At 38.5% G+C, this 18,957-nt stretch carries 17 protein-coding genes; 9 read left to right on the forward strand and 8 right to left on the reverse strand.

Going from position 1 to position 18,957, the window contains the following annotated elements:
- The first annotated feature begins 6 nt into the window (after positions 1–6).
- The 7 genes from DWX84_RS02370 to DWX84_RS02400 all read left to right on the forward strand — a co-directional run bounded on the left by DWX84_RS02370 (position 7) and on the right by DWX84_RS02400 (position 6,570).
- Entirely contained in the window at positions 7–1,773 is a 1,767-nt protein-coding gene (locus DWX84_RS02370; RefSeq protein WP_005868421.1) for an ABC transporter ATP-binding protein, read from the forward strand.
- 4 nt (positions 1,774–1,777) lie between these two features.
- Complete coding sequence (locus tag DWX84_RS02375) at positions 1,778–3,577, forward strand: ABC transporter ATP-binding protein (protein ID WP_005868423.1); 1,800 nt, start codon at positions 1,778–1,780, stop codon at positions 3,575–3,577.
- 118 nt (positions 3,578–3,695) lie between these two features.
- On the forward strand, positions 3,696–3,935 hold the full coding sequence (locus DWX84_RS02380) for a hypothetical protein (protein WP_002560578.1): 240 nt from the start codon (positions 3,696–3,698) through the stop codon (positions 3,933–3,935).
- Complete coding sequence (locus DWX84_RS02385) at positions 3,925–4,308, forward strand: RteC domain-containing protein (protein WP_008778329.1); 384 nt, start codon at positions 3,925–3,927, stop codon at positions 4,306–4,308. The genes DWX84_RS02380 and DWX84_RS02385 overlap by 11 nt, the downstream gene beginning before the upstream one ends.
- 129 nt (positions 4,309–4,437) lie before the next feature.
- Positions 4,438–4,788: a helix-turn-helix domain-containing protein gene (locus DWX84_RS02390; RefSeq protein WP_005868427.1), complete on the forward strand. Its 351-nt coding sequence runs from the start codon at positions 4,438–4,440 to the stop codon at positions 4,786–4,788.
- A gap of 255 nt (positions 4,789–5,043) precedes the next feature.
- Positions 5,044–5,628 (forward strand): BfmA/BtgA family mobilization protein, encoded by a 585-nt coding sequence (locus DWX84_RS02395; RefSeq protein ID WP_028728133.1) that lies wholly within the window; start codon positions 5,044–5,046, stop codon positions 5,626–5,628.
- 6 nt (positions 5,629–5,634) lie between these two features.
- Positions 5,635–6,570, forward strand: a complete 936-nt coding sequence (locus DWX84_RS02400) for a DUF5712 family protein (RefSeq protein WP_074859019.1) — start codon at positions 5,635–5,637, stop codon at positions 6,568–6,570.
- Positions 6,571–6,755: 185 nt separating this feature from the next.
- On the opposite strand, the gene DWX84_RS02405 is transcribed toward DWX84_RS02400, so the two are convergent.
- Genes DWX84_RS02405 through DWX84_RS02440 form a run of 8 tightly spaced genes read right to left on the reverse strand, consistent with a single transcriptional unit; the run spans position 6,756 to position 16,356 of the window.
- Positions 6,756–7,193, reverse strand: coding sequence for a hypothetical protein (locus DWX84_RS02405; protein ID WP_229101492.1), 438 nt, complete (start codon positions 7,191–7,193; stop codon positions 6,756–6,758).
- An 8-nt stretch (positions 7,194–7,201) separates the two neighbouring features.
- A complete protein-coding gene (locus tag DWX84_RS02410) occupies positions 7,202–8,695 on the reverse strand; it encodes an LA2681 family HEPN domain-containing protein (protein WP_074859016.1) in 1,494 nt (497 codons plus the stop codon).
- A gap of 19 nt (positions 8,696–8,714) precedes the next feature.
- Positions 8,715–9,701 carry a hypothetical protein gene (locus tag DWX84_RS02415; RefSeq protein ID WP_008778330.1) on the reverse strand — a complete coding sequence of 329 codons (987 nt, stop codon included), beginning with the start codon at positions 9,699–9,701 and terminating at the stop codon, positions 8,715–8,717.
- A complete protein-coding gene (locus tag DWX84_RS02420) occupies positions 9,698–12,994 on the reverse strand; it encodes a hypothetical protein (RefSeq protein ID WP_025866445.1) in 3,297 nt (1,098 codons plus the stop codon). Before DWX84_RS02420 ends, DWX84_RS02415 begins: the two co-directional genes overlap by 4 nt.
- Positions 12,987–13,652 carry a hypothetical protein gene (locus DWX84_RS02425; RefSeq protein WP_005862058.1) on the reverse strand — a complete coding sequence of 222 codons (666 nt, stop codon included), beginning with the start codon at positions 13,650–13,652 and terminating at the stop codon, positions 12,987–12,989. Before DWX84_RS02425 ends, DWX84_RS02420 begins: the two co-directional genes overlap by 8 nt.
- On the reverse strand, positions 13,622–14,932 hold the full coding sequence (locus tag DWX84_RS02430) for a hypothetical protein (RefSeq protein WP_005862059.1): 1,311 nt from the start codon (positions 14,930–14,932) through the stop codon (positions 13,622–13,624). The genes DWX84_RS02425 and DWX84_RS02430 overlap by 31 nt, the downstream gene beginning before the upstream one ends.
- A gap of 27 nt (positions 14,933–14,959) precedes the next feature.
- Positions 14,960–16,009 (reverse strand): DUF4917 family protein, encoded by a 1,050-nt coding sequence (locus tag DWX84_RS02435; protein WP_005862060.1) that lies wholly within the window; start codon positions 16,007–16,009, stop codon positions 14,960–14,962.
- On the reverse strand, positions 16,006–16,356 hold the full coding sequence (locus tag DWX84_RS02440; RefSeq protein WP_005862061.1) for a hypothetical protein: 351 nt from the start codon (positions 16,354–16,356) through the stop codon (positions 16,006–16,008). Before DWX84_RS02440 ends, DWX84_RS02435 begins: the two co-directional genes overlap by 4 nt.
- Before the next feature lie 372 nt (positions 16,357–16,728).
- Here DWX84_RS02440 and DWX84_RS02445 point away from each other — a divergent pair, with 372 nt between their 5' ends.
- Entirely contained in the window at positions 16,729–17,346 is a 618-nt protein-coding gene (locus DWX84_RS02445) for a hypothetical protein (RefSeq protein ID WP_028728131.1), read from the forward strand.
- Positions 17,343–18,131: a nucleotidyl transferase AbiEii/AbiGii toxin family protein gene (locus DWX84_RS02450; RefSeq protein ID WP_005862063.1), complete on the forward strand. Its 789-nt coding sequence runs from the start codon at positions 17,343–17,345 to the stop codon at positions 18,129–18,131. Before DWX84_RS02445 ends, DWX84_RS02450 begins: the two co-directional genes overlap by 4 nt.
- Positions 18,132–18,957 lie beyond the last annotated feature (826 nt).

Here is an 18,957-nt window from a genome sequence, read left to right on the forward strand (position 1 = left end):
AACCTTATGAACAATCTCTCTCAAATACTCAATTCCGCCACGATGGGGCAGCCCCGTCGCTTGCGTCCGCTGATAGGCTGGACGGTTGCGGAGTACTTTTTTCGTGGCGCACCGTATGGGGCAATGCTGCTCGTGGTGTGGGAGGTATTCAAACCTCTGCAAAATCCCGGCACACCGCTCAACCTCGTGAACATAGGTTGGGCGTGCCTAATGCTCCTAATTTCTCTCGTTTGCCTTTGGCTCATTAGCAAAAAGGCATACCTTGTAGCCTATAAAGACGGCTACGACATTTGTTGCGATGGTCGTTTGGAAGTGGTCAATCACCTGCGCCAACTGCCGATGAGTTTCTTCAATAGTCGTGATCCCGGCGACATCGGGGCATACATTGTCAGCGACTATAACAACGTGGAGATGCTCACTACTCACCTTATCGGTCAGTTCTTTGGCGGGCTGGCGATGCCCATCGTCGCTTTGGTTTCGCTCTCATTCTTCAACTGGCAATTAGCTTTGGCGGCAGCAGCTGTCATTCCATTGGCATACCCCATGATGTGGCTCACCAATCACTTTGTGGCAACCTTGGGCAAGAGGCATCAAAAAATAAAGACCAATGCCGCTTCGCGCATGATCGAGTATATACAAGGTATCCGCCTGATTAAGGCTTTCAACCTGAGCGGCAATAAGTTTGAACGCTTGGAACGAGCTTTCCGTGATCTAAAGCGGGAGAGCATCCGTTTGGAAGCGGCTCCCGCACCCAGCATCACGCTGGCTTCCACTCTGCTCAATGGCGGCCTGGTTCTTATTATGCTACTTGGCTTCTCGATGTTGTTAAATGCCAAAGTCTCCATGCCCGTTTACATCATGTTCCTGCTGGCAGGATCGGCTATCTATGCCCCACTCATCAACGCCTTGACCTTTATCGCCCTCATCAACTACATGAAGCTGGGAGCCGAACGCATTGATGCTCTTTGCAAAACGCCCGTACTTCCGGAGGGTATAATAGAAGATGTTGTCAACTCAGAGATAGAGTTCCGTCACGTCAGCTTCAGCTATAATGCCGATATTCCCGTACTTCGGGATGTATCGCTTACCATTCCCGAAAAGGAACTGACCGCTTTTGTGGGACCATCGGGTTCGGGCAAAACGACATTGACACGACTCATTGCCCGTTTCTGGGATGTAAGCGAGGGGGAAATCCTATTTGGCGGACGAAACATCAAAGACTACACCGTGCATACACTGATGCAACAAGTTTCCATCGTCTTTCAGGATGTGTATCTCTTCAACGATACCATTTATAACAACATCCGCGTGGGACGTGAGACAGCTACCCGCGAAGAGATAGAAGTTGCCGCACGCAAGGCGCAATGCCACAACTTCATCACCGCTATGCCTGATGGCTACGAAACGATGGTGGGTGAAGGAGGTAGCACACTATCCGGTGGAGAGAAACAGCGTATCTCTATTGCCCGTGCCATTTTGAAAGATGCGCCCATCGTGTTGCTTGACGAGGCAACCGCTTCGCTCGATCCCGAAAACGAGGTTCACATCCAAGATGCTATCAACGACTTGGTGAAAGAAAAGACTGTAGTCATCATCGCTCATCGCTTGGGCACGGTGATAGGTGCCAATAATATTGTAGTGATAGACCAAGGACGGGTGGTGCAGCAAGGCAAGCATCAAGCTCTTTTGGCAGAGGAAGGACTGTATCGCAATCTTTGGGAGGAACAACAACGGGTAAAAGGATGGAAGTTCAAACAATCGAATAAACAGTAAGGCTATGGATACAAATAAACGCAAGACCGGGCTGGCACGGTTGATAGAAATAGCCGGCACTAAACGTCGGCTGCTCATCGGGGCGATGTTGTTGGCAGTTATCACCGCCATCGTGCAGTTTGTGCCGATCATAGCGGTGTACAATATTCTCATCGAGTTGGCAGAGCATGCGCTTGATCCCTCATTAATTGACAAGGCATACATCTGGCTGTGGAGCTATATCGCCTTGGGAGCTTTCTTCGCTTTCGGAGTGCTCACGTTTGCTTCCCTCATGCTCTCGCACATTGCCGCTTTCAACATTCTGTATGAAATACGAATGCAGCTAGTACAAAAAATGGTTCGTTTGCCCTTGGGGTTCTTTTCCCGCCGGGCTTCGGGAGAACTGAAGAAAATAATGAGCGACGACGTGGAGCGCATCGAACTGTTTATTGCCCACCATATCCCTGACATCGTAACTGCCCTACTTTTTCCGCTGATTCTCGTCAGCTATATGTTTGCCGTAGACTGGCGGTTGGCTATCGTAGTATTGGCTGTGCTGGCGATGGCATTCTATGTGATGGGAAGAATGTACACCGGCAAAAAAATCCGGGAGGTTTCCAAACGGTATGTGGAGACCTTAGGCAGAATGAATGCTAGTATTGTGGAATATATTCGCGGTATTCAGGTGGTGAAGACCTTCACCGAATCGACTAATGCCTATCGCAAACTCAATGACGACATCAAGGAGTACCGCAAATTTGCCAACGAGGTAAACGTACAATACCAACCCACATATGTAGGTTTCCTTACCATACTCTCTTCGGCACTGCTCTTCATCATTCCCGTGGCAGTGTGGCTGTTTGTGGGGAGTGCCTCGTATGCCACTTTCGTGCCGGTGCTACTCATGTTCCTGTTTTTCGGCGTGGCTGTTTTCTTTCCCGTGCTTAAACTCTTGTGGATAGGCAGCTTTCTGAATCAGAACAACATGGGTGTACAGAAGATTGATGACATTCTCTATATGGACGAAATCGAAGAGCCTGACATTCCCCGACACCCCAAAGACGCTTCAGTGGAATTTCGCAACGTCTCTTTTGCCTACGACACCACGCCGATACTCAAAGCGATATCTTTCATCTCCCATCCCGGTACGATAACTGCATTAGTCGGTCCTTCGGGAGCCGGTAAAAGTACCGTTGCTATGCTTGCCGCCCGCTTTTGGGACGTTCAAAGCGGAGAAATCTTAATAGGAGGAGTGCCAGTCAAAGAGATTCCCACTTCGGTGTTGATGGACAACGTCGCTTTTGTCTTTCAGGATAATATGCTCTTCTTCGATACCATCGAGGAGAATATCCGTATGGGTAACAAGACTGCAACCTTTGAGGAAGTGGCACGGGCTGCCTGTGCCGCTCAATGCCATGAGTTTATAGAATCCTTGCCCAATGGTTATCAGACATTGGTAGGCGAAGGAGGCATCTACCTCTCTGGTGGTGAAGCACAACGCATAGCCTTGGCTCGCGCCATATTAAAAGACTCCCCTATTATCTTGCTGGACGAAGCCACCGCCTTTGCCGACCCCGAAAACGAAGGTAAGATTCTGGCAGCATTCTCTCATCTCATCAAAGGAAAGACGGTATTGGTCATCGCTCACCGATTGTCTACAATCACCAATGCCGACCGAATTCTGTATGTAGATAAGGGTGTGATAGCCGAGCAGGGAACACATGAGCAGCTACTTGCTCTTAAAGGAGAATACGCTCGTATGTGGGAAACCTACAACCGAGCAAAGAGGTGGACGATTGGTGGAAAAAATAACCGTAAATTATAAATACAACAAAATATAACCGGTATGAAAAAACTCATTCAAACCGCTGGCTACGGGAGAATTGTATCAACGCAATCCTCAGCAAAGCAACGCAATTTATCAATATGTAAATGTATTAATTATGAAAGACTTATCAGATTTGAGATTTTTCCGACTATTATCGGAACACTCACAGAAAGAGTTTGCCGTAAATGATTTTACGGCCGCATTGCAAGAACTTGCCAATCACTTAGTAAGTATTGCTATAAAGGAACAGGACTACGCTGTATTATTACGTTACTTCTCTTTTGGACTAAACAGGCTCAAGTCGTATCGAGTACAATTTGAGCAGGGGGAAAAACGCCTTGTCATTGCTTATTGATGAAGCGATAGGACTTGTAAATACGGAAATCCGCATACTCAATATGCAAATTAAATATCCGGTTCAATTCCAAAACCGGAAGAATAAACTTCCACTCTCGCCGCTCTACCTTACAGACGAAACCTATCTTATTGAGATTATGGAGATAGTTAGTGGATTGTTCCTATCTAAAAGAGTGGTAACGCGCAGTGGTACAGAAGCACCACTTACAGAAATCGGAAGAGCCTTTGAATACCTTTTCAATATTAAATTGGGCGATGTGCATAAGAAGCATGAAAGTGTCGTTAGTCGTAAACCATCAAAAATAACCGAATTTTTAGATACGCTTCGTAAAGCCATTAATGAAGAAAGCAAAAAGAAAGGCTATCTATAAATCAACTATTTAACAACTATTTATAGGGGTGTACCAGTGGTACACCCCTAACTTATTTTCATCCATTTGCCGAACTTTGCTTCATCAATCGATTGAAACCAATAATGTTAAACTTAAAAATGAAGCAAAATGTATATAGACAACGAAAACTTCGACAAGTGGATGGAACGGCTATCAAAAAAGCTCTCCGAAATCGGACAAGACCTAAAATCCCTTATCAATACCGACAAGATATTAGATCCTAGCGACAAGATATTGGATAATCAGGATTTAGCTTTCCTGCTGAAAGTATCTTTCCGAACCCTGCAACGCTATCGGGCAAGTGGCAAACTTCCTTACTTTATGATAAGTCATAAAACCTATTATCGTGCTGCTGATATTCGGGTATTTATTCAAGAAAATGCCGACTGTAAAACATACGAACGGTTCAAAAAGGAAAACCAACTCGATAAGCAAACTGAGGCAAACCAAGGTGGGTAATATTACCGCCTGATGAAAAGCTATCGCTCCCCATTTAGCAGAAACGGCCTCACCTTGTGGCTCGGCTCGTTTCGCTAAATGAAGCAAGAGGGAACTGGACAAGTCCTGTTCTTCCTTCTTGCCCCGCGGGGCAAAGCCTTCGGCTTTAGCGGTTTAAGTGAAACCGCTGTAATGACACCTGTAATAATCAATTTTAGTTTATTGCTTATTATCAGGTGATTAATAGAGCGAATTTCTATAAAATTGTAATTACTCATGCAAAATAACAGCAGGAAAACCATATTCACCACCGTTTCCATAGACAAGGAAACGGGCGGCTTAGTAGAAAAGATATGTAAACACTATTCGCTGAAAAAGGCGGAAGTAGTGAAACTGGCTTTTCGGTATATCGACAAGGCAAATATCAATCCCGCCGATGCCCCCGAATCGGTCAAAGCCGAACTTGCCAAAATCAACAAACGGCAGGATGCTATTATACGTTTTATCCGTAACTACGAGGAAAAGGAACTTAACCCGATGATACGGGCGACCAATTCGATAGCCGTCCGCTTCGATAGTATTGTGAAAGCATTGGAAACACTTGTTCTTTCGCAGTTGGAGAAGAACCAAGAGAAACACAATGCCGTGCTGCAAAGAATCAGTGACAAATTCGGCGAACATGCCGACGTGATAAACAGTCAGGGTAAACATATCGGCGCGTTAAAAGAGACGCAGAAAAAAGACAATGCAAAACTTTTGAAGTTGATTAGCCTTTATGCGGAGTTGGCAGCTTGCGGAGTGATGGACGGCAAGCGCAAAGAGAGCCTGAAAGCCGAGATAACGAACCTGATAAACGAATAGCAAACAATGAACATCGATTTCCCGCCACCGTCCAACGGAGTGTATAACAATGCAGGCAGCAGCCGACAGTTAGCCAACTATTGCGAGCATGAAGATTTGCAACGGATGGAGCAGGGAATCTATACCGAAGGCTTTTTCAACCTTACGGATGATAATGTCTATAAATCCCATGTGATTAAAGACATTGACGGGAATATCGGGCAACTCTTAAAGACTGATGCCAAGTTTTACGCCGTTCACGTCAGCCCGTCCGAAAAGGAACTGCAAGCGATGGGAAGCACGGAACAGGAACAAGCCGAAGCCATGAAGCGGTATATCCGCGAAGTGTTCATTCCCGAATATGCCAAGAATTTCAATAAAGGATTATCAGCCGAAAACATCAAATTTTACGGCAAAATCCATTTCGACCGAAACTGTTCCGACAACCGTCTGAATATACACTGCCATTTGATTGTGAGCCGTAAAGACCAATCGAACAAAGTCAAGATAAGCCCGCTTACCAATCATCGAAACACCCAAAAAGGCGTTATTACAGGCGGTTTTGACCGTATCGCCTTATTTGAGAACGTGGAGAAAGGTTTTGATAATCTATTCGGTTATAATCGGCAACTACCCGAAACTTTTGAATACTGCAACACTATGAAGAACGGCACTGTCACGGATAAACTATGGATGCAGGAACGGGAACTGAAAGCCCCCAAACAAGATTTTGCTGGTGAAAAGAAAAAAATTGTCTATGTTCAAACAGATGAAAATATAAAAACACAAATAAATAAAAATGTAAAAACGTTTTCAAATATTCCAACCAATACGCAAACAGATGAAAGCGGTTTATCTTCTTTATTGTCCATACTTCCATCGGCTGCGGATGTCAATCCAATGGATGAGCAACAACCGCTGAAACCCAAGAAAAAGAAGAAACGGAGACCAAGATTAAGCTGATAAAATATTAGATTTATATTGTGTCAAAAGTTATTTCCCGTCCAACTTCGGTTATTTCCCGCTCATGGCTTCCCTGCCCGTTTTGGAGGGCGGAAGCCCCGCGAGAATAACCGATTGTCCGAGAATAACTTTTGCCAGTTTAACGGCGGCATAGCCGCTTTTATTAATACTGTTTATTTTTGATACTAAAATCTAAAGATGCAAATATATATTGTGTACAACAGTTCTATGGCTGAAACAATTATAATAAGTAACGACAATATGGTGACCTGACCATATTTCTTTTCTGCTTTATTTAAATGCTCAGATAAATTTACTTCAAACATACCGTATGACTGCTTGCGAGCGATTTCTTTCATAAAATGCTCAATATAAATCAGCATTGAAAGAGAACAAAATGGCAACAACAATATCAGACTATTAAATTCTTTATTTATCTGACATAAAGCAAAATATCCTGTAATAAAAATTGTATTGAACATGAACAACTTATCATGCAACCTATCGAAATGTTTTAACACATCTCTTTTGGAATCGTATTCCAATTGTTCTATTTTACGTGAAAGGCGTTCCAAAGACTTCTCCGCTTCTTCGATTATTTTATCTCCATCAAGATTATCCATATTATTCATTATATCTTAGAATTATCGTTTATTATCGGCATATCTATTGTTTTGGTTAAACCCTCTAAAGGCTTTCGGAAGCTTTCTTCTTCGTAAATAAGAGATGAAAGATAGATTAATGCAGACCTCGTAAGTTTCAGAATTTTAAATGCTTTATCATAAAAATCAAGCCTTTCAATTTCATATGTTTCCGGTGATTCGTTCCAACAAATATTTTTCCCTTCAACAATTTTAAATGATTTATGCTCCATAAAATTTCTCATTATCGCTATTTCCTTCGCTTCCGGTTCTATTGGTGAATCTACTCCTTCGTCCAAATCCTTGCTTAACCAAAATAAGCCCTGCAAAGCCAAATTTTGAGAGGTAAACATTTCCTCATTTATCGGATTATTCCTATTTCCTCTTTTATGCCATATATTTCTAAAAGAAACTCGATTTTTATCAATTCCCAAGTTTAAATATATATTCATAAGATAGGCTATCTTATCAAAAATAGAATAGCAAACGCGAAAGGATATTTTTATTTTTTCAATGGAAATGGCATAGACCGGACAATCAAAAGCAGTATAAAGGACAACATCTCTGTCTGAATAATGAGGTTTATCAGTATTTACGCCTTCATAGAACAGAAACCTTGCTGAAACAAATTCCTGCTTCATTTGATTATACATCGATTGGCATATTGGTTTTTCTTCTCTTTTCAAGACCATTGTTGGAGTATGCAGAATATCGTGTGCAACAACATTTTGGGCTATAACATCATTTAGTGGATTTAGAAATAATACATTATCAATGCACCACTGTCTATAGTCAATTTCATCCGTTGATAATCCATGAAAGAAATCGTCATATTGCTTGAAATCATTCAAGTCTTTTAATGGATACCTTGTGGCAATGTGTTCCGCCAAACTATTAAACCCTGAACGGGCTTCTTCGTAAACATCTTTTTTATCACATGCTTCCAGTAAATGCTTTCGGGCATATTGCAAAAATATAAATTGATGTACCCCGTCGAAAACTTCCCTTGCATATCGGTATAATCCCAAACCCTTATTCCCCAAAGCCATGCCAAAATTGGGATTTATCAAAAGTGCTTTATTGAAATAGTCCTGCGCTTCTGAGAAACGCCCGATATGGTCAAAAGCACATCCCAGATTAGTTAGGATTTGACAAACATTAATATCTTCTCTTTTGCCAATGAGTTGCAAAGCACAACGTAAATGATATACTTGTTTTTCAAACTCTTTGGAACTAATGGGAACTTCGTAAGAGTTTGGATATTTTAGTTGTAATACATAACTCCAACCATTTGCCAAAAAATAATGAAATGTACTTTTTTGCTCATCATTGAAACGCTGCAAATCCACGTCCACAGATAGATTTAAACCGTTTTTTATAGATACAAGGTCATTTATACTTCTGGATTTCTCAAAAATATTGGCAAAATTATTTAGTATCTCATTAGGCGAATATGTATTTATATTAGTAGGGGTTATATTCATGTTTATTTGTAGATTTATGTTATTTTACTTTTCCTATCTCGTCGATTATTCGACCTATATCGTTCCCTTCTTCCTCAATCCACTCATCAGTTTTTATGAGGTTTTGTAGTATTGCCAGTTGTTCAGAAGAATATAGGTTAGCGGTTAATGATGATAATTCTGTAGTTTTATCCCATTCGCTACGGTGATAATCTTCTGTATCTTTGATTCGTTCGGGTTTACCGTTGGGATTTAGAAGTTGTAACGAAGAGGCTTTGTCCTTAATCATTTCAACCCGATGATAAATCCGCTCATAAATTTGTAATCCCATCAAGTCCCAATCACACAGGTAATATATCGGATATTCAATTTTCGGTAAATTTTCAATCGGCAAGGTATTATTGCCGCCAACGTGCCATAATTCAACATTCCTTTTTGGGGCAATGTCAAGGGTAAGAAAATAACGATTTTCACATAGGATTATACATGTTGGATTTTTGCATGGAACACGATAAATCCACTGACCTTCGTTCTGGGGAAACTTATCTATCCCTATTATTTTTAACACAGCATCTTCCAATGCAGAACCCTTTTCAATATGTTTGGCCGATTTGAAGAACGATTTTGAAATTCCTTTTCGTCCGTCTTTTCCTGCCTCTATTTTACTTCGCATTTCGGATAATAGTGTTTGCCCACTATCGACCAAGACATTCTCACATTGCTTGATGTTCATTAGGCTCTTGATTTCAAATTCCGAAAATGGAGTGTGGGGCGTCAAAATCTGATTTTCCGACAAAAAGGAATAATACTTGTGAAATAGACCTTCTATATTTTCCCGCTCATATTCATCGTCAAATTTACTGTATGGCTCTATGGTTTTAGTTGAACCGATTTTCTTCTTAATATACCCTTCTCGTTTTAGATATTTGAAGTATGGGCGTTCCTGTACTTTCAAATTGGTTTTGCGTTCGTGGTATAATTGATACAGCGCTTTAAACTCAGGCCATGTTAATTGTTTATTTATCATATCTTCTGAATTTCATCGGCATTACTAAATATAGCAAAAGTACTCACTCGTTCTTTCCGCTTTTTACTGCCGTTGAGGATGTATAAATATTGTTCACCGTCCCTGAAATCATCAAGGGGATTGATTGACATTGATATTAGCTGATAATCTTTGGCTTCGGCAATTCGTTCAAGTAAATCGAAATTACTACCAATTCCTTCAGCCTCGTCAATAGGCATAAAACGTAATCCACTGTGTTGTCTCCCCTTTTCTTTTTTCTCAACTAAGGAAAGACGGGCAACGCATAACATGGCAGTAACGGCATAGGTCTGACCTGCGCTCCCGACATTCTTTTCTCCATCATCCGACTCCATTTCGAATTTTATATCAAAATAGTTCTTGGGATTTAATAAGTCTTCTATTTTCGCATTCTTGAATCCACCACATTTTTCAAAAGCTGTAGCCATCATGTCAGGAATATCAATTTTTTCTCTTAATGCTGCAAATAAATCTTGATGAATGCTTTCTTGTTTTATCGAATCATTAAGCTTTTCCAAAAACATATCAATCCAATCGATTGGATAAATTAAAGAAAACGGACAAGTAAGACTTAACTTAAATCCTTGTGATATTTCTTTATCCGAGCCTTTAAAATAGGCTCCAATCTCATACATTTTTGCAACATAATCGCTGACAGCATCTCTAACATCCTGAAAAATTTCCTTGAGCAAATTCAGTTTCCGATTTCCGATATGGATATGTGTGTCATTTAACTGTTTGAGAAAGTCTAACATTTGCTGTAAAGCATCTGTCTCATTTGACGTCAATTGTTTTGCGGGAATCTCATTAACAACTTCCCTTGTTAATGCCAAATAATCTTCAGACCCCATGAATCGTTGATACATTTTTTCGCTTAAAAACTCGATAACAATATCATCATATGCTTGCTTATAAGCATTCCTTGCTGAATAGAATAATTGTTCTTTTTCTTCGGGTTTGGCTACAATATTAATTTTTAAGTTTATCTGTTGGTCTGACTGTGCTTGATAATCTAACTTTGCCTGATGATAAAGGCTGTCTTCTTCTTGAATCTTAGTTTTCAGAACTTTTATTTCTTCTTTGCAACTGTGTTTTTTCTTTAGATTATCATTTAGTTCTGAGCGAAGATTTAATATGCTTGTCGTATCTAAATCCTCAGGGATTTGTATATAAGTTGAAAATAATTGTCGAAATCGAGTTGCTCTATTTTGTTTATATATAAGCAGTCTGTTTGCTTTTTCTTGAAGTTGTCTGATAGCGGTTTGAACTTCAAGAAAAGAGAAATTCTTTGAGAATTCTATTTGGCAGGCTTGTTGTATATCTTTTTTTACTTGCTCTTGCTCCGTTTCTCCCTTTATTTTCAGGATTTTGGCAGCATCAAGTTCCGATTTGGTTTGCTTAATGTCTTCTCCATTAAAATGGACTTTCAACAATTCATCTAATTGTGTGGCAGTAATATCTAAATTTTCATCAATGATATATGCTGATATTTCATCTCTACGAACAAAAGCGTTAACTGCATTCTCGCCATGTTTAGACGCCACTTTTTGCATAGCCTCTATAGTTTCTTTCTCTTCTCTTAATGAATTGATGATTTCTGCTGCATCTTTGTATTTTTCGTTGAAGTATCCCGTAATTTCGTCACTATTCTTCGTTGTGAAAAATCGTTCGGGTATGTAAGGTACAAATCTCCTAATGCTGCCCCAATCAACCCAAAAACCATTCGGATTGCTTTCTTTTTCCCCGATTTCCAAGTTGCCAAAAAAAGTTTCCGGATTTGGTATATATTGTGTATTCTTTTCAATACTTGCAGGTTTCTCAATAAGTATCATATCTAAGTTGAACAAGACACTTTCTTCCTCATGTGATAATGATGGTTTGTTCTGTATTGTCCAATATGCTAAAGATTTAGTATTGGTGACATCTGAAAAGTCCTTTAAAGTAGTAAGTCTCTTTATTTCGGTGTTGATTTCTTCTGTTCTCTTCTTGTAAAAAGCAGAGCCATCAACTGCTCCTCTCGCCCAAGGAGATTTTGTCCATTCTTCATATAACTTTTGCTTCATCAATTCATCACCCAAATTTTTCAAGTGTTCCTTTTCAGCCTTCTCACTCAATTGTTTTGAGTGCCTATCTCGTAATTTTTCGCATGTTTTATAAGCATCAAGTAATTTTTCTACTTTTTGCACTTGAATGTACTGTTCGTCGAGTTTGGGGTATTTCTGAAATGCAACGGACTCTTTAGTCAGATACGCTGTTATATTTTCTTGAGCATTTTCAATGATGGATAATTTATCTGCTAAAAGATTTACGTTTTTCCGTTGCTCCTCAGCTTCTGCTGAAAATAAACGCAAAAAGGAATTGGCTACTTTATGATTGATACTTTTTATGTCATACTGAAGCTGAATACATTTTTCTTCTGCCGTATTCTTGTTTTGATAATGAAATATGGTTTTTGTTTTCAAATAGTCTTCCTGTGCTGCATCCCGTGCTTGTTTTAAATCGAAAAGACGTTTGAACTTTTCGTATTTGATTCGCACTTTTTCTAATGTGTCTTTATTTTCTTTGTGGTCTCTTAATTCTTGTGCTATATCTGCAAGTTGTTCGTCAAAACGAACTTTGATGATATTTTCCCTATCGTCATTAAGGAAAAACTCTTTCAACCATTTCGAATTGTTTTTAAATCCTTTACCACGAGAAAATGCGCGAATGATTTGTGCAAAATTCTTTAAGTTTCCTTCTGTCTTCAGGTCAATGGGAAGGATTTTGTTTTGTTCAAGTAATTCATGATATTTATTCAAAGACAGTTTTGCAGCATAAGCCTGTTTATTTTCTTTCATCCTTTCAGGAAGATTAGTTATATCTATAATCTCGTCACCCAACATAAAATCTTTTGATATAAGAGGTGAAGAAAGAGGCTCAAATACGTCTAATCCTATATTTGCTTGAATAATAAAAGGGTCAATGGAAGTAGTTGATATGTACATCCCGATGACAATAAATTTGTCCGTATCTATTGCAATGTTTAGAAATACATATCCATATCGTTCAATGATTAACTTTCTTGCTTCCCGCTCTGAACTTGAATCTGTGGCAGATTTAAATTCCCTTTCTCCGACTAATATCAGTTGTAACACATCTGCAATAATAGATTTTCCGACACCGCTGTCACCTGCAAAATCTGTCCGAAACGGATGAAAACGATAATCTGAATTATAATGATTACGAATGCCTACTGTTGAAAGGCTATATATACGAGGAAATTTTTTATTACTCATTGCTAATCGGTGTATTGATGATGTAGTTTTCAAACATATTCAGTAAACGATTGAGAGACGGCATGATTTCAAAAGTTTCCGTGCTTTTGTCTATCATAATCCAACATAAATCGTTGAATTTTTTAAGCGCTTTGTCCATCTCATCTTCAATAGATTTTAGCTCATAATCCGTTTCTTCTGTATCTTCCGATTTTGCAAATAGCCGTAATAAGTGCGGTTTATATTCTTCATACTCCGACAATACTTGTACTTTAAAATCTTGGATTAGTATACGGCTTTCTGCTCTTGGTTCAAGAACATACATGCGAATTAATAGAAAGGCTATGATTAGATGCGATTCCGCAAGATATTCACGATTTTCTACAGGAATATTACCCCGTTGGTAGTATCCGTTTCCATCTTTGAAGAAATCAATGAAAAAGTATTCTAAATCACCTTCGCCCTCACGATTCAAATGGATATCAAACAAATTGTCATAATAAGATTTTAGTTTGTCGTAATATTTTCCGACAAAAGCAAACTGCTTACCCTGTGAAGGACATTTTTGAATATGTTTTCCACTTTTCAAAGCATAATCGACATCTGCAAATATTGATATTGCTTCTTGTGTCGTTAAAAATGCATAGCCTACATTTTCTTGTAAATAATCGTCTTCCATATTTTTATCATTGGATATTCGGGGATGCCAACTATTTCAGTTGAAATAGATATCCCGAATGAATTAATGTCACGGTAATATTTAGACATGGTTTTGTGAGCTAACTTCACACAAATACGGATATTCCCATTTTCTTTTTTGAGCACTTCATAAAAGAAAGCAGAAAAATCAACTTCTTGATATGCTTTTAGTCGATTTTCCAAATCAAGCATATAAAGGTTAATCCTTTTTTGAATTTCAATCCTTTCTTTTTCCAATAAAAAGCGATTCTCTGTTTCAGTGGCGTTGGTTACGGGAATTTTTGATTTCGCTGTTTTGAACCGACTAAGGGAAGCTCCATCAAAATTTTCTTTAACGATAATAAACCTTGGTTGCTGAGTATAACGTATCGGGATACTTGGTATGCCATCAGGGAAACGGATTTTGCCTTTTTCCAAAGTGCTTTTTTCAAGTAGTTGATTAAAGAAGCGTTTGAACCGAATGTAGAAATCGTGCCTATTGATATTTCTGATATATTCATTTAGTCGAGGTTTAACGCTGTCTATACGCTTGCTGATGATTTTCAGATTACCTCGAACTTCCTGAAAGAAGGATAGCACATTTGCCCGTTGTCTGTTCAGAAGAATATCTTCTGTAATGATATTACTCTTCAATAGCTTGTTTTGAATATCGTGCGCTCCACTAAAGGCATTATTCAACTCTTCTGTTTTGGAACGAATATCTTCCAATGTGTTAACTATTGATTTTAAAGCATTCAAATCGTAAGCATGCTCATTTGATATCTGTCGTCTGAAATCAATGACTAATCGGTCAATTTGGATATATAGGGTATTAATTTGTGTATCTACTCTTTGGCTATAGCTTTCGAATGTAGTAGAGTACCACTCTGTGAAGGATTGTTCGCTAAAGGTGTTAGAAAGGTATAAAAACTCTTTTTGTAGCTGAGTGGGATTGAATGTCTCTTCAAGAATATTTTCAATCAGTTTGCACCACTTTTTGGTAAAAGGTTTGAGACGGTATAGCCGATTCTTTTCATCGCGCCATAAAAAATACTTTTGAAAATACTTGACTATATTATTAAACTGTATTTTCTGATTGGTTTTCAAATCATATCGGATCTCCCTCAACGATTTGATGATTTCTTCTTCTGAAAACTCTTTCCCGATGTCTCCGTCCTTTTGTTTCTGATACAGATGAAACAGCACCAATCCTTCCTGCTTAAGAGGAATAAGATTTTCATATTCTTTTTCTATTTCATTGTATAGATTGAATAAGGACATAACTTTAACAATACAAAAAAGTTAACCTTATTGCCAAACATTGGTTGTTTTAGCATTATAAAGATTAACCTTACATTTAAATTTAGTTTTTATTTTCTCAATATGCATCAAATCGGCATCTGAGTATACACCGATATACACACTCCATAATTTGTCTTGTGCCTTCTTCCCTTGATTAGCCGCGATGTTTATGGCTTCTATGATATGTGTATCATTGTCGCCAAAGTTGAAACCAAATGTTATTAATGAGCCTTTTATCGAAGAAAACTTATCAAAGCAAAACGACAGGTATTTGTTATGCATAATGTGCGTAAGTTTTTCATTTGCATTGCCTGCTGTCACAAAAATGGGATATTCTTTCTTTTCCATTCTTGCTTTAATGTTATCTAATAAGTAGTCACCGTTATATTCTTCTTTGATTATATCTATTCCTGTATCAAATAGAGGAAGCGCACCATGCAAATAAAATACGGATTGGCTATCCTTATTTTTACCCCAACGAAGTTCAGAATATTCCGGTTCATAATCCGGAACATACTCATCTCCTAATGGGTTTTCGACTTCTCTTCCAAAGCCATCTCCTGCATTTTTACAAGTGTTGCGCATTAATACCCAATAAAGAAGCAAGTCATAATTCGACGAAAAAACATATCCGTCATTAACTAAGTAATCTTCTAAAAAAGTACAGCAAGCGGCATTTTTTTCTTCAGGTATCTTAAACACATGTTCAGGGTGCATTGCTTTAACAGCATCAATCAAGCTATTTTTCAGGGTTTCACTTGTATGCTTGATTTTATCAATCAGTTCTTTGTCTGCATTGAAAACTTGAGCAACATTAGCGAAAAGGTCTAATTGCTGCATGATTATCTCAAAGTTCTTTGTATTTATGCTGTTGAATAGCTGTTTCAATAATTCATCTTCCGAGTTTTCTATAAATGCACTAAGCGCATTATATGAGAATATTTTGGCATCATAAGCCATACTGAATCCATTTCCCAACAGCAAATGCTTAGCCCTTCCTTTTTTGCGTAGGGATTGAACAACCTCTTGATAGGTTTGAAGTTCTTCAACTTTCATACTTCAACTTTTTTCCAATGATGTTTGGGAACAAAACAAGGCAATTTACTCAAAATAATATCCTGAGGTAAGCCCCACATGATTTCATATGTATTTTCTCCAACTTGGGAATTAGCTTCCTTTGCTTCTAATTCCATATCTATGGGGACATTCACAAATATAGTATAGTAAGGACTGGTAGATTGGTCATAACTTTTAAGTTTTGGGTCTATGGCAACAAGCTTGTCAAATAACCCTTCAACATTTAACTTCTTATCTACACTAATAGGAATTGAACAATAAGAATTGCCCTTGCTGTCCACAAGGTGACTTTTAATAATGCTATCTGCTAACTTAATCTTTATCATGATATTTTCTTTAAGATTTCTACTTCAAACTTTCGTTAATGGCAAAGTTAGCAAATCTTTTAACATTGTCACTAACTTTTTCATTTTAAGAATGAAATCTATGGTATTAATACTAGGAATTAGTTGTTTTGCTTCACCATTCACAATAAACAAGCTGTTTTTATTCGAATAAAGTTGCTTATGACATCTCTGTTACCACTACTTCAGCAGTTGCAAAATAGCAGGGCAAAGTCTTTTTTGTTTTATCGACAAAACAAAAACAGCTTATTTTCGTCTTATCGACAGAACAAGAATACCCCTAACTAATCCTGATATTTTGTTTTGTTTCTAAAATGCATTATATTTGCAGCATAATAGAAACAAAATCAAGAAATGACATTTTTGGAATTTAAGAATCAGCTATTCGATTTGGCATGCTTCAATATCTATCAGGTATATGCATGGCAATCGGATTTTGACCGTAATAGCCTTACTCGCTGGGTGAAGAAAGGATATCTTATCCGGTTACGGCAGGGATACTTTGCTTTCTCTGAATATAAGAGCAAACCGGATTATTTCCTTTATTTTGCCAACAGGATTTACCGTCCGTCCTATATCAGCTTGCATACAGCATTGTCGTTCTATGGGATGATACCGGAAGCGGTGGTACAGATTACCAGTGTGACAACCCTAAAAACAGCATCTTTCGTCAATGACTTCGGCGAATACTCTTATAAGAACGTCAAAGAAAACCTGATGTTCGGGTACGAGTTGAAGCCAATGGCAGACAATCGTACCATACAGTTTGCCACACCCGAGAAGGCATTACTTGATTTGCTGTATCTTTATCCGTTCTATGATAGTGAGCAGGAATTGGAAGAATTGCGCTTGGATGAAGATTACCTGCACGATGATTTAAACAAGGATTTACTGATGGACTACTGCGACATGTTTCAAAGCAAGGCACTTGATCATCGTGTAAAGTTACTTCTTAAAACTTACGATTTATGATACAGATTGAACAGATAAGAAATTATTTTCCGGTTCAAATCCGTGGAAATTCGGGGTTCGATAAGCACATACTAAAAGAGTATTTACAGTTGATGATTCTGGATTACCTTTCTTCTACGCCAAACATCCAAAAGATGGCTTTTATCGGTGGGACAAACCTGCGTTTAGTAAAAGGGATAGACCGGTTTTCTGAAGATTTGGATTTTGACTGCAAAAACCTGTCGAAAGACGAGTTTATTGAAATGACAAACGGCGTAATTCAGTTTCTGGAACGTTCAGGATTACGCGTGGAGGCAAAAGATAAAAAAAATCCAAAGCTAACAGCCTTCCGGCGTAATATTCATTTTCCTGAACTGTTATTCGATTTGGGATTGAGCGGACATAAGGAAGAACGCTTTTTGATAAAGGTCGAAAGCCAATACCAAGGAATTGCTTATCCCCCTGTTATCACAAATATCAAAGGGTACGGATTCTTTTTCCCGTTTCCCGTTCCTTCTGATGGTGTATTGTGCAGTATGAAAATTGCCGCCATGTTAGCCCGCGCCAAAGGACGTGATTTTTACGACCTGATGTTTTTGCTTTCGCAGTCAAAACCCGATTACGATTTTCTTTCAAAGCGTTGCGGAGTACATAATTTGCAGGAGTTCAAACAGGCAGCAGGCGAATTGCTGAAAACAGTCGATTTGAAGAAGAAGCAAAAGGATTTTGAGCACTTGCTTTTCAATAAAGCGAATAGTGAGAAGATTTTGAGGTTTGGGGATTTCGTTAATTCGCTTACAGAATAATTCGATGCGAAATGCACATTTCGGAAATGACCGTTTCGGAACAATGGAAAGGCAAATTAAACAGCCGTAAATTTTACCGCCATAAAAATTACCTTCTATTTCTGTTATGCCCTATTTTTGCTGCACAAGAGAAGTAAAAAGACTAATTATTTCAACTTTTCGGTCAAACAATGGATTAATTTAATATTCTTTCTTAACTTTGCAGTAACAATCGTGTTAAATCACGGGCAAAACGATGAGAAATAATCGTGTGCTAAATCGTGTGGATTTTCCGATGAAAGAAAAGATAAGTCGGTGATTGTCAATGGTGATACGTAAAGCGTTCACTTTCTGGTGGAAACAAATGCATATTACCCCTAATTTTGTAGATTTAAAGAAAGTACTTATCTTTGCTTTCAGTATTCTCCATGAGCAAACTATCGCAAAAGCACGTAGCAAATTAGTGGGTTAAATCATGGGATATGCTTGAAGCTAAAAATATAAAGTTTTAAATATCAGCGTGGTAACTCTGTAAGGAGAATCCCAGGCGGATCACATAAGAACAAAGCCAAACGGCGACAAAAAAGAGACAAGTCCTACAATATCAACGTATTGTAGGACTTTTTTTATTGTTTCAGTCTTGCCTGAAAGACAAAAAAGGGGCACGAAAAGACACGGTTGAGTATCCAAATCGTACCCCCTTCCCCAAAAAACGATTAGGGGGTACGATTGTCGGAAATCACTATCCATGCAGAAGGTTTCAATCTCTGTATTGATTTTAGATATTATCATCTGAAACCTGTTTTACTGTGATTTTTTTATTAATGGTGTTTAAATTCAGTTGTTT

Source organism: Parabacteroides sp. AF21-43, assembly GCF_003635435.1.
Taxonomy (GTDB): Bacteria; Bacteroidota; Bacteroidia; order Bacteroidales; family Tannerellaceae; genus Parabacteroides; species Parabacteroides distasonis.

Bases quoted from the DNA above. Each gene is read 5' to 3' on its own strand.
- DWX84_RS02420 (WP_025866445.1), bottom strand. From the start codon at position 12,994: ATGAGTAATAAAAAATTTCCTCGTATATATAGCCTTTCAACAGTAGGC.
- DWX84_RS02375 (WP_005868423.1), top strand. From the start codon at position 1,778: ATGGATACAAATAAACGCAAGACCGGGCTGGCACGGTTGATAGAAATA.
- DWX84_RS02410 (WP_074859016.1), bottom strand. From the start codon at position 8,695: ATGAATATAACCCCTACTAATATAAATACATATTCGCCTAATGAGATA.
- DWX84_RS02380 (WP_002560578.1), top strand. From the start codon at position 3,696: ATGAAAGACTTATCAGATTTGAGATTTTTCCGACTATTATCGGAACAC.
- DWX84_RS02370 (WP_005868421.1), top strand. From the start codon at position 7: ATGAACAATCTCTCTCAAATACTCAATTCCGCCACGATGGGGCAGCCC.
- DWX84_RS02400 (WP_074859019.1), top strand. From the start codon at position 5,635: ATGAACATCGATTTCCCGCCACCGTCCAACGGAGTGTATAACAATGCA.
- DWX84_RS02405 (WP_229101492.1), bottom strand. From the start codon at position 7,193: ATGGATAATCTTGATGGAGATAAAATAATCGAAGAAGCGGAGAAGTCT.
- DWX84_RS02395 (WP_028728133.1), top strand. From the start codon at position 5,044: ATGCAAAATAACAGCAGGAAAACCATATTCACCACCGTTTCCATAGAC.
- DWX84_RS02415 (WP_008778330.1), bottom strand. From the start codon at position 9,701: ATGATAAATAAACAATTAACATGGCCTGAGTTTAAAGCGCTGTATCAA.
- DWX84_RS02430 (WP_005862059.1), bottom strand. From the start codon at position 14,932: ATGTCCTTATTCAATCTATACAATGAAATAGAAAAAGAATATGAAAAT.
- DWX84_RS02390 (WP_005868427.1), top strand. From the start codon at position 4,438: ATGTATATAGACAACGAAAACTTCGACAAGTGGATGGAACGGCTATCA.
- DWX84_RS02440 (WP_005862061.1), bottom strand. From the start codon at position 16,356: ATGATAAAGATTAAGTTAGCAGATAGCATTATTAAAAGTCACCTTGTG.
- DWX84_RS02450 (WP_005862063.1), top strand. From the start codon at position 17,343: ATGATACAGATTGAACAGATAAGAAATTATTTTCCGGTTCAAATCCGT.
- DWX84_RS02435 (WP_005862060.1), bottom strand. From the start codon at position 16,009: ATGAAAGTTGAAGAACTTCAAACCTATCAAGAGGTTGTTCAATCCCTA.
- DWX84_RS02445 (WP_028728131.1), top strand. From the start codon at position 16,729: ATGACATTTTTGGAATTTAAGAATCAGCTATTCGATTTGGCATGCTTC.
- DWX84_RS02425 (WP_005862058.1), bottom strand. From the start codon at position 13,652: ATGGAAGACGATTATTTACAAGAAAATGTAGGCTATGCATTTTTAACG.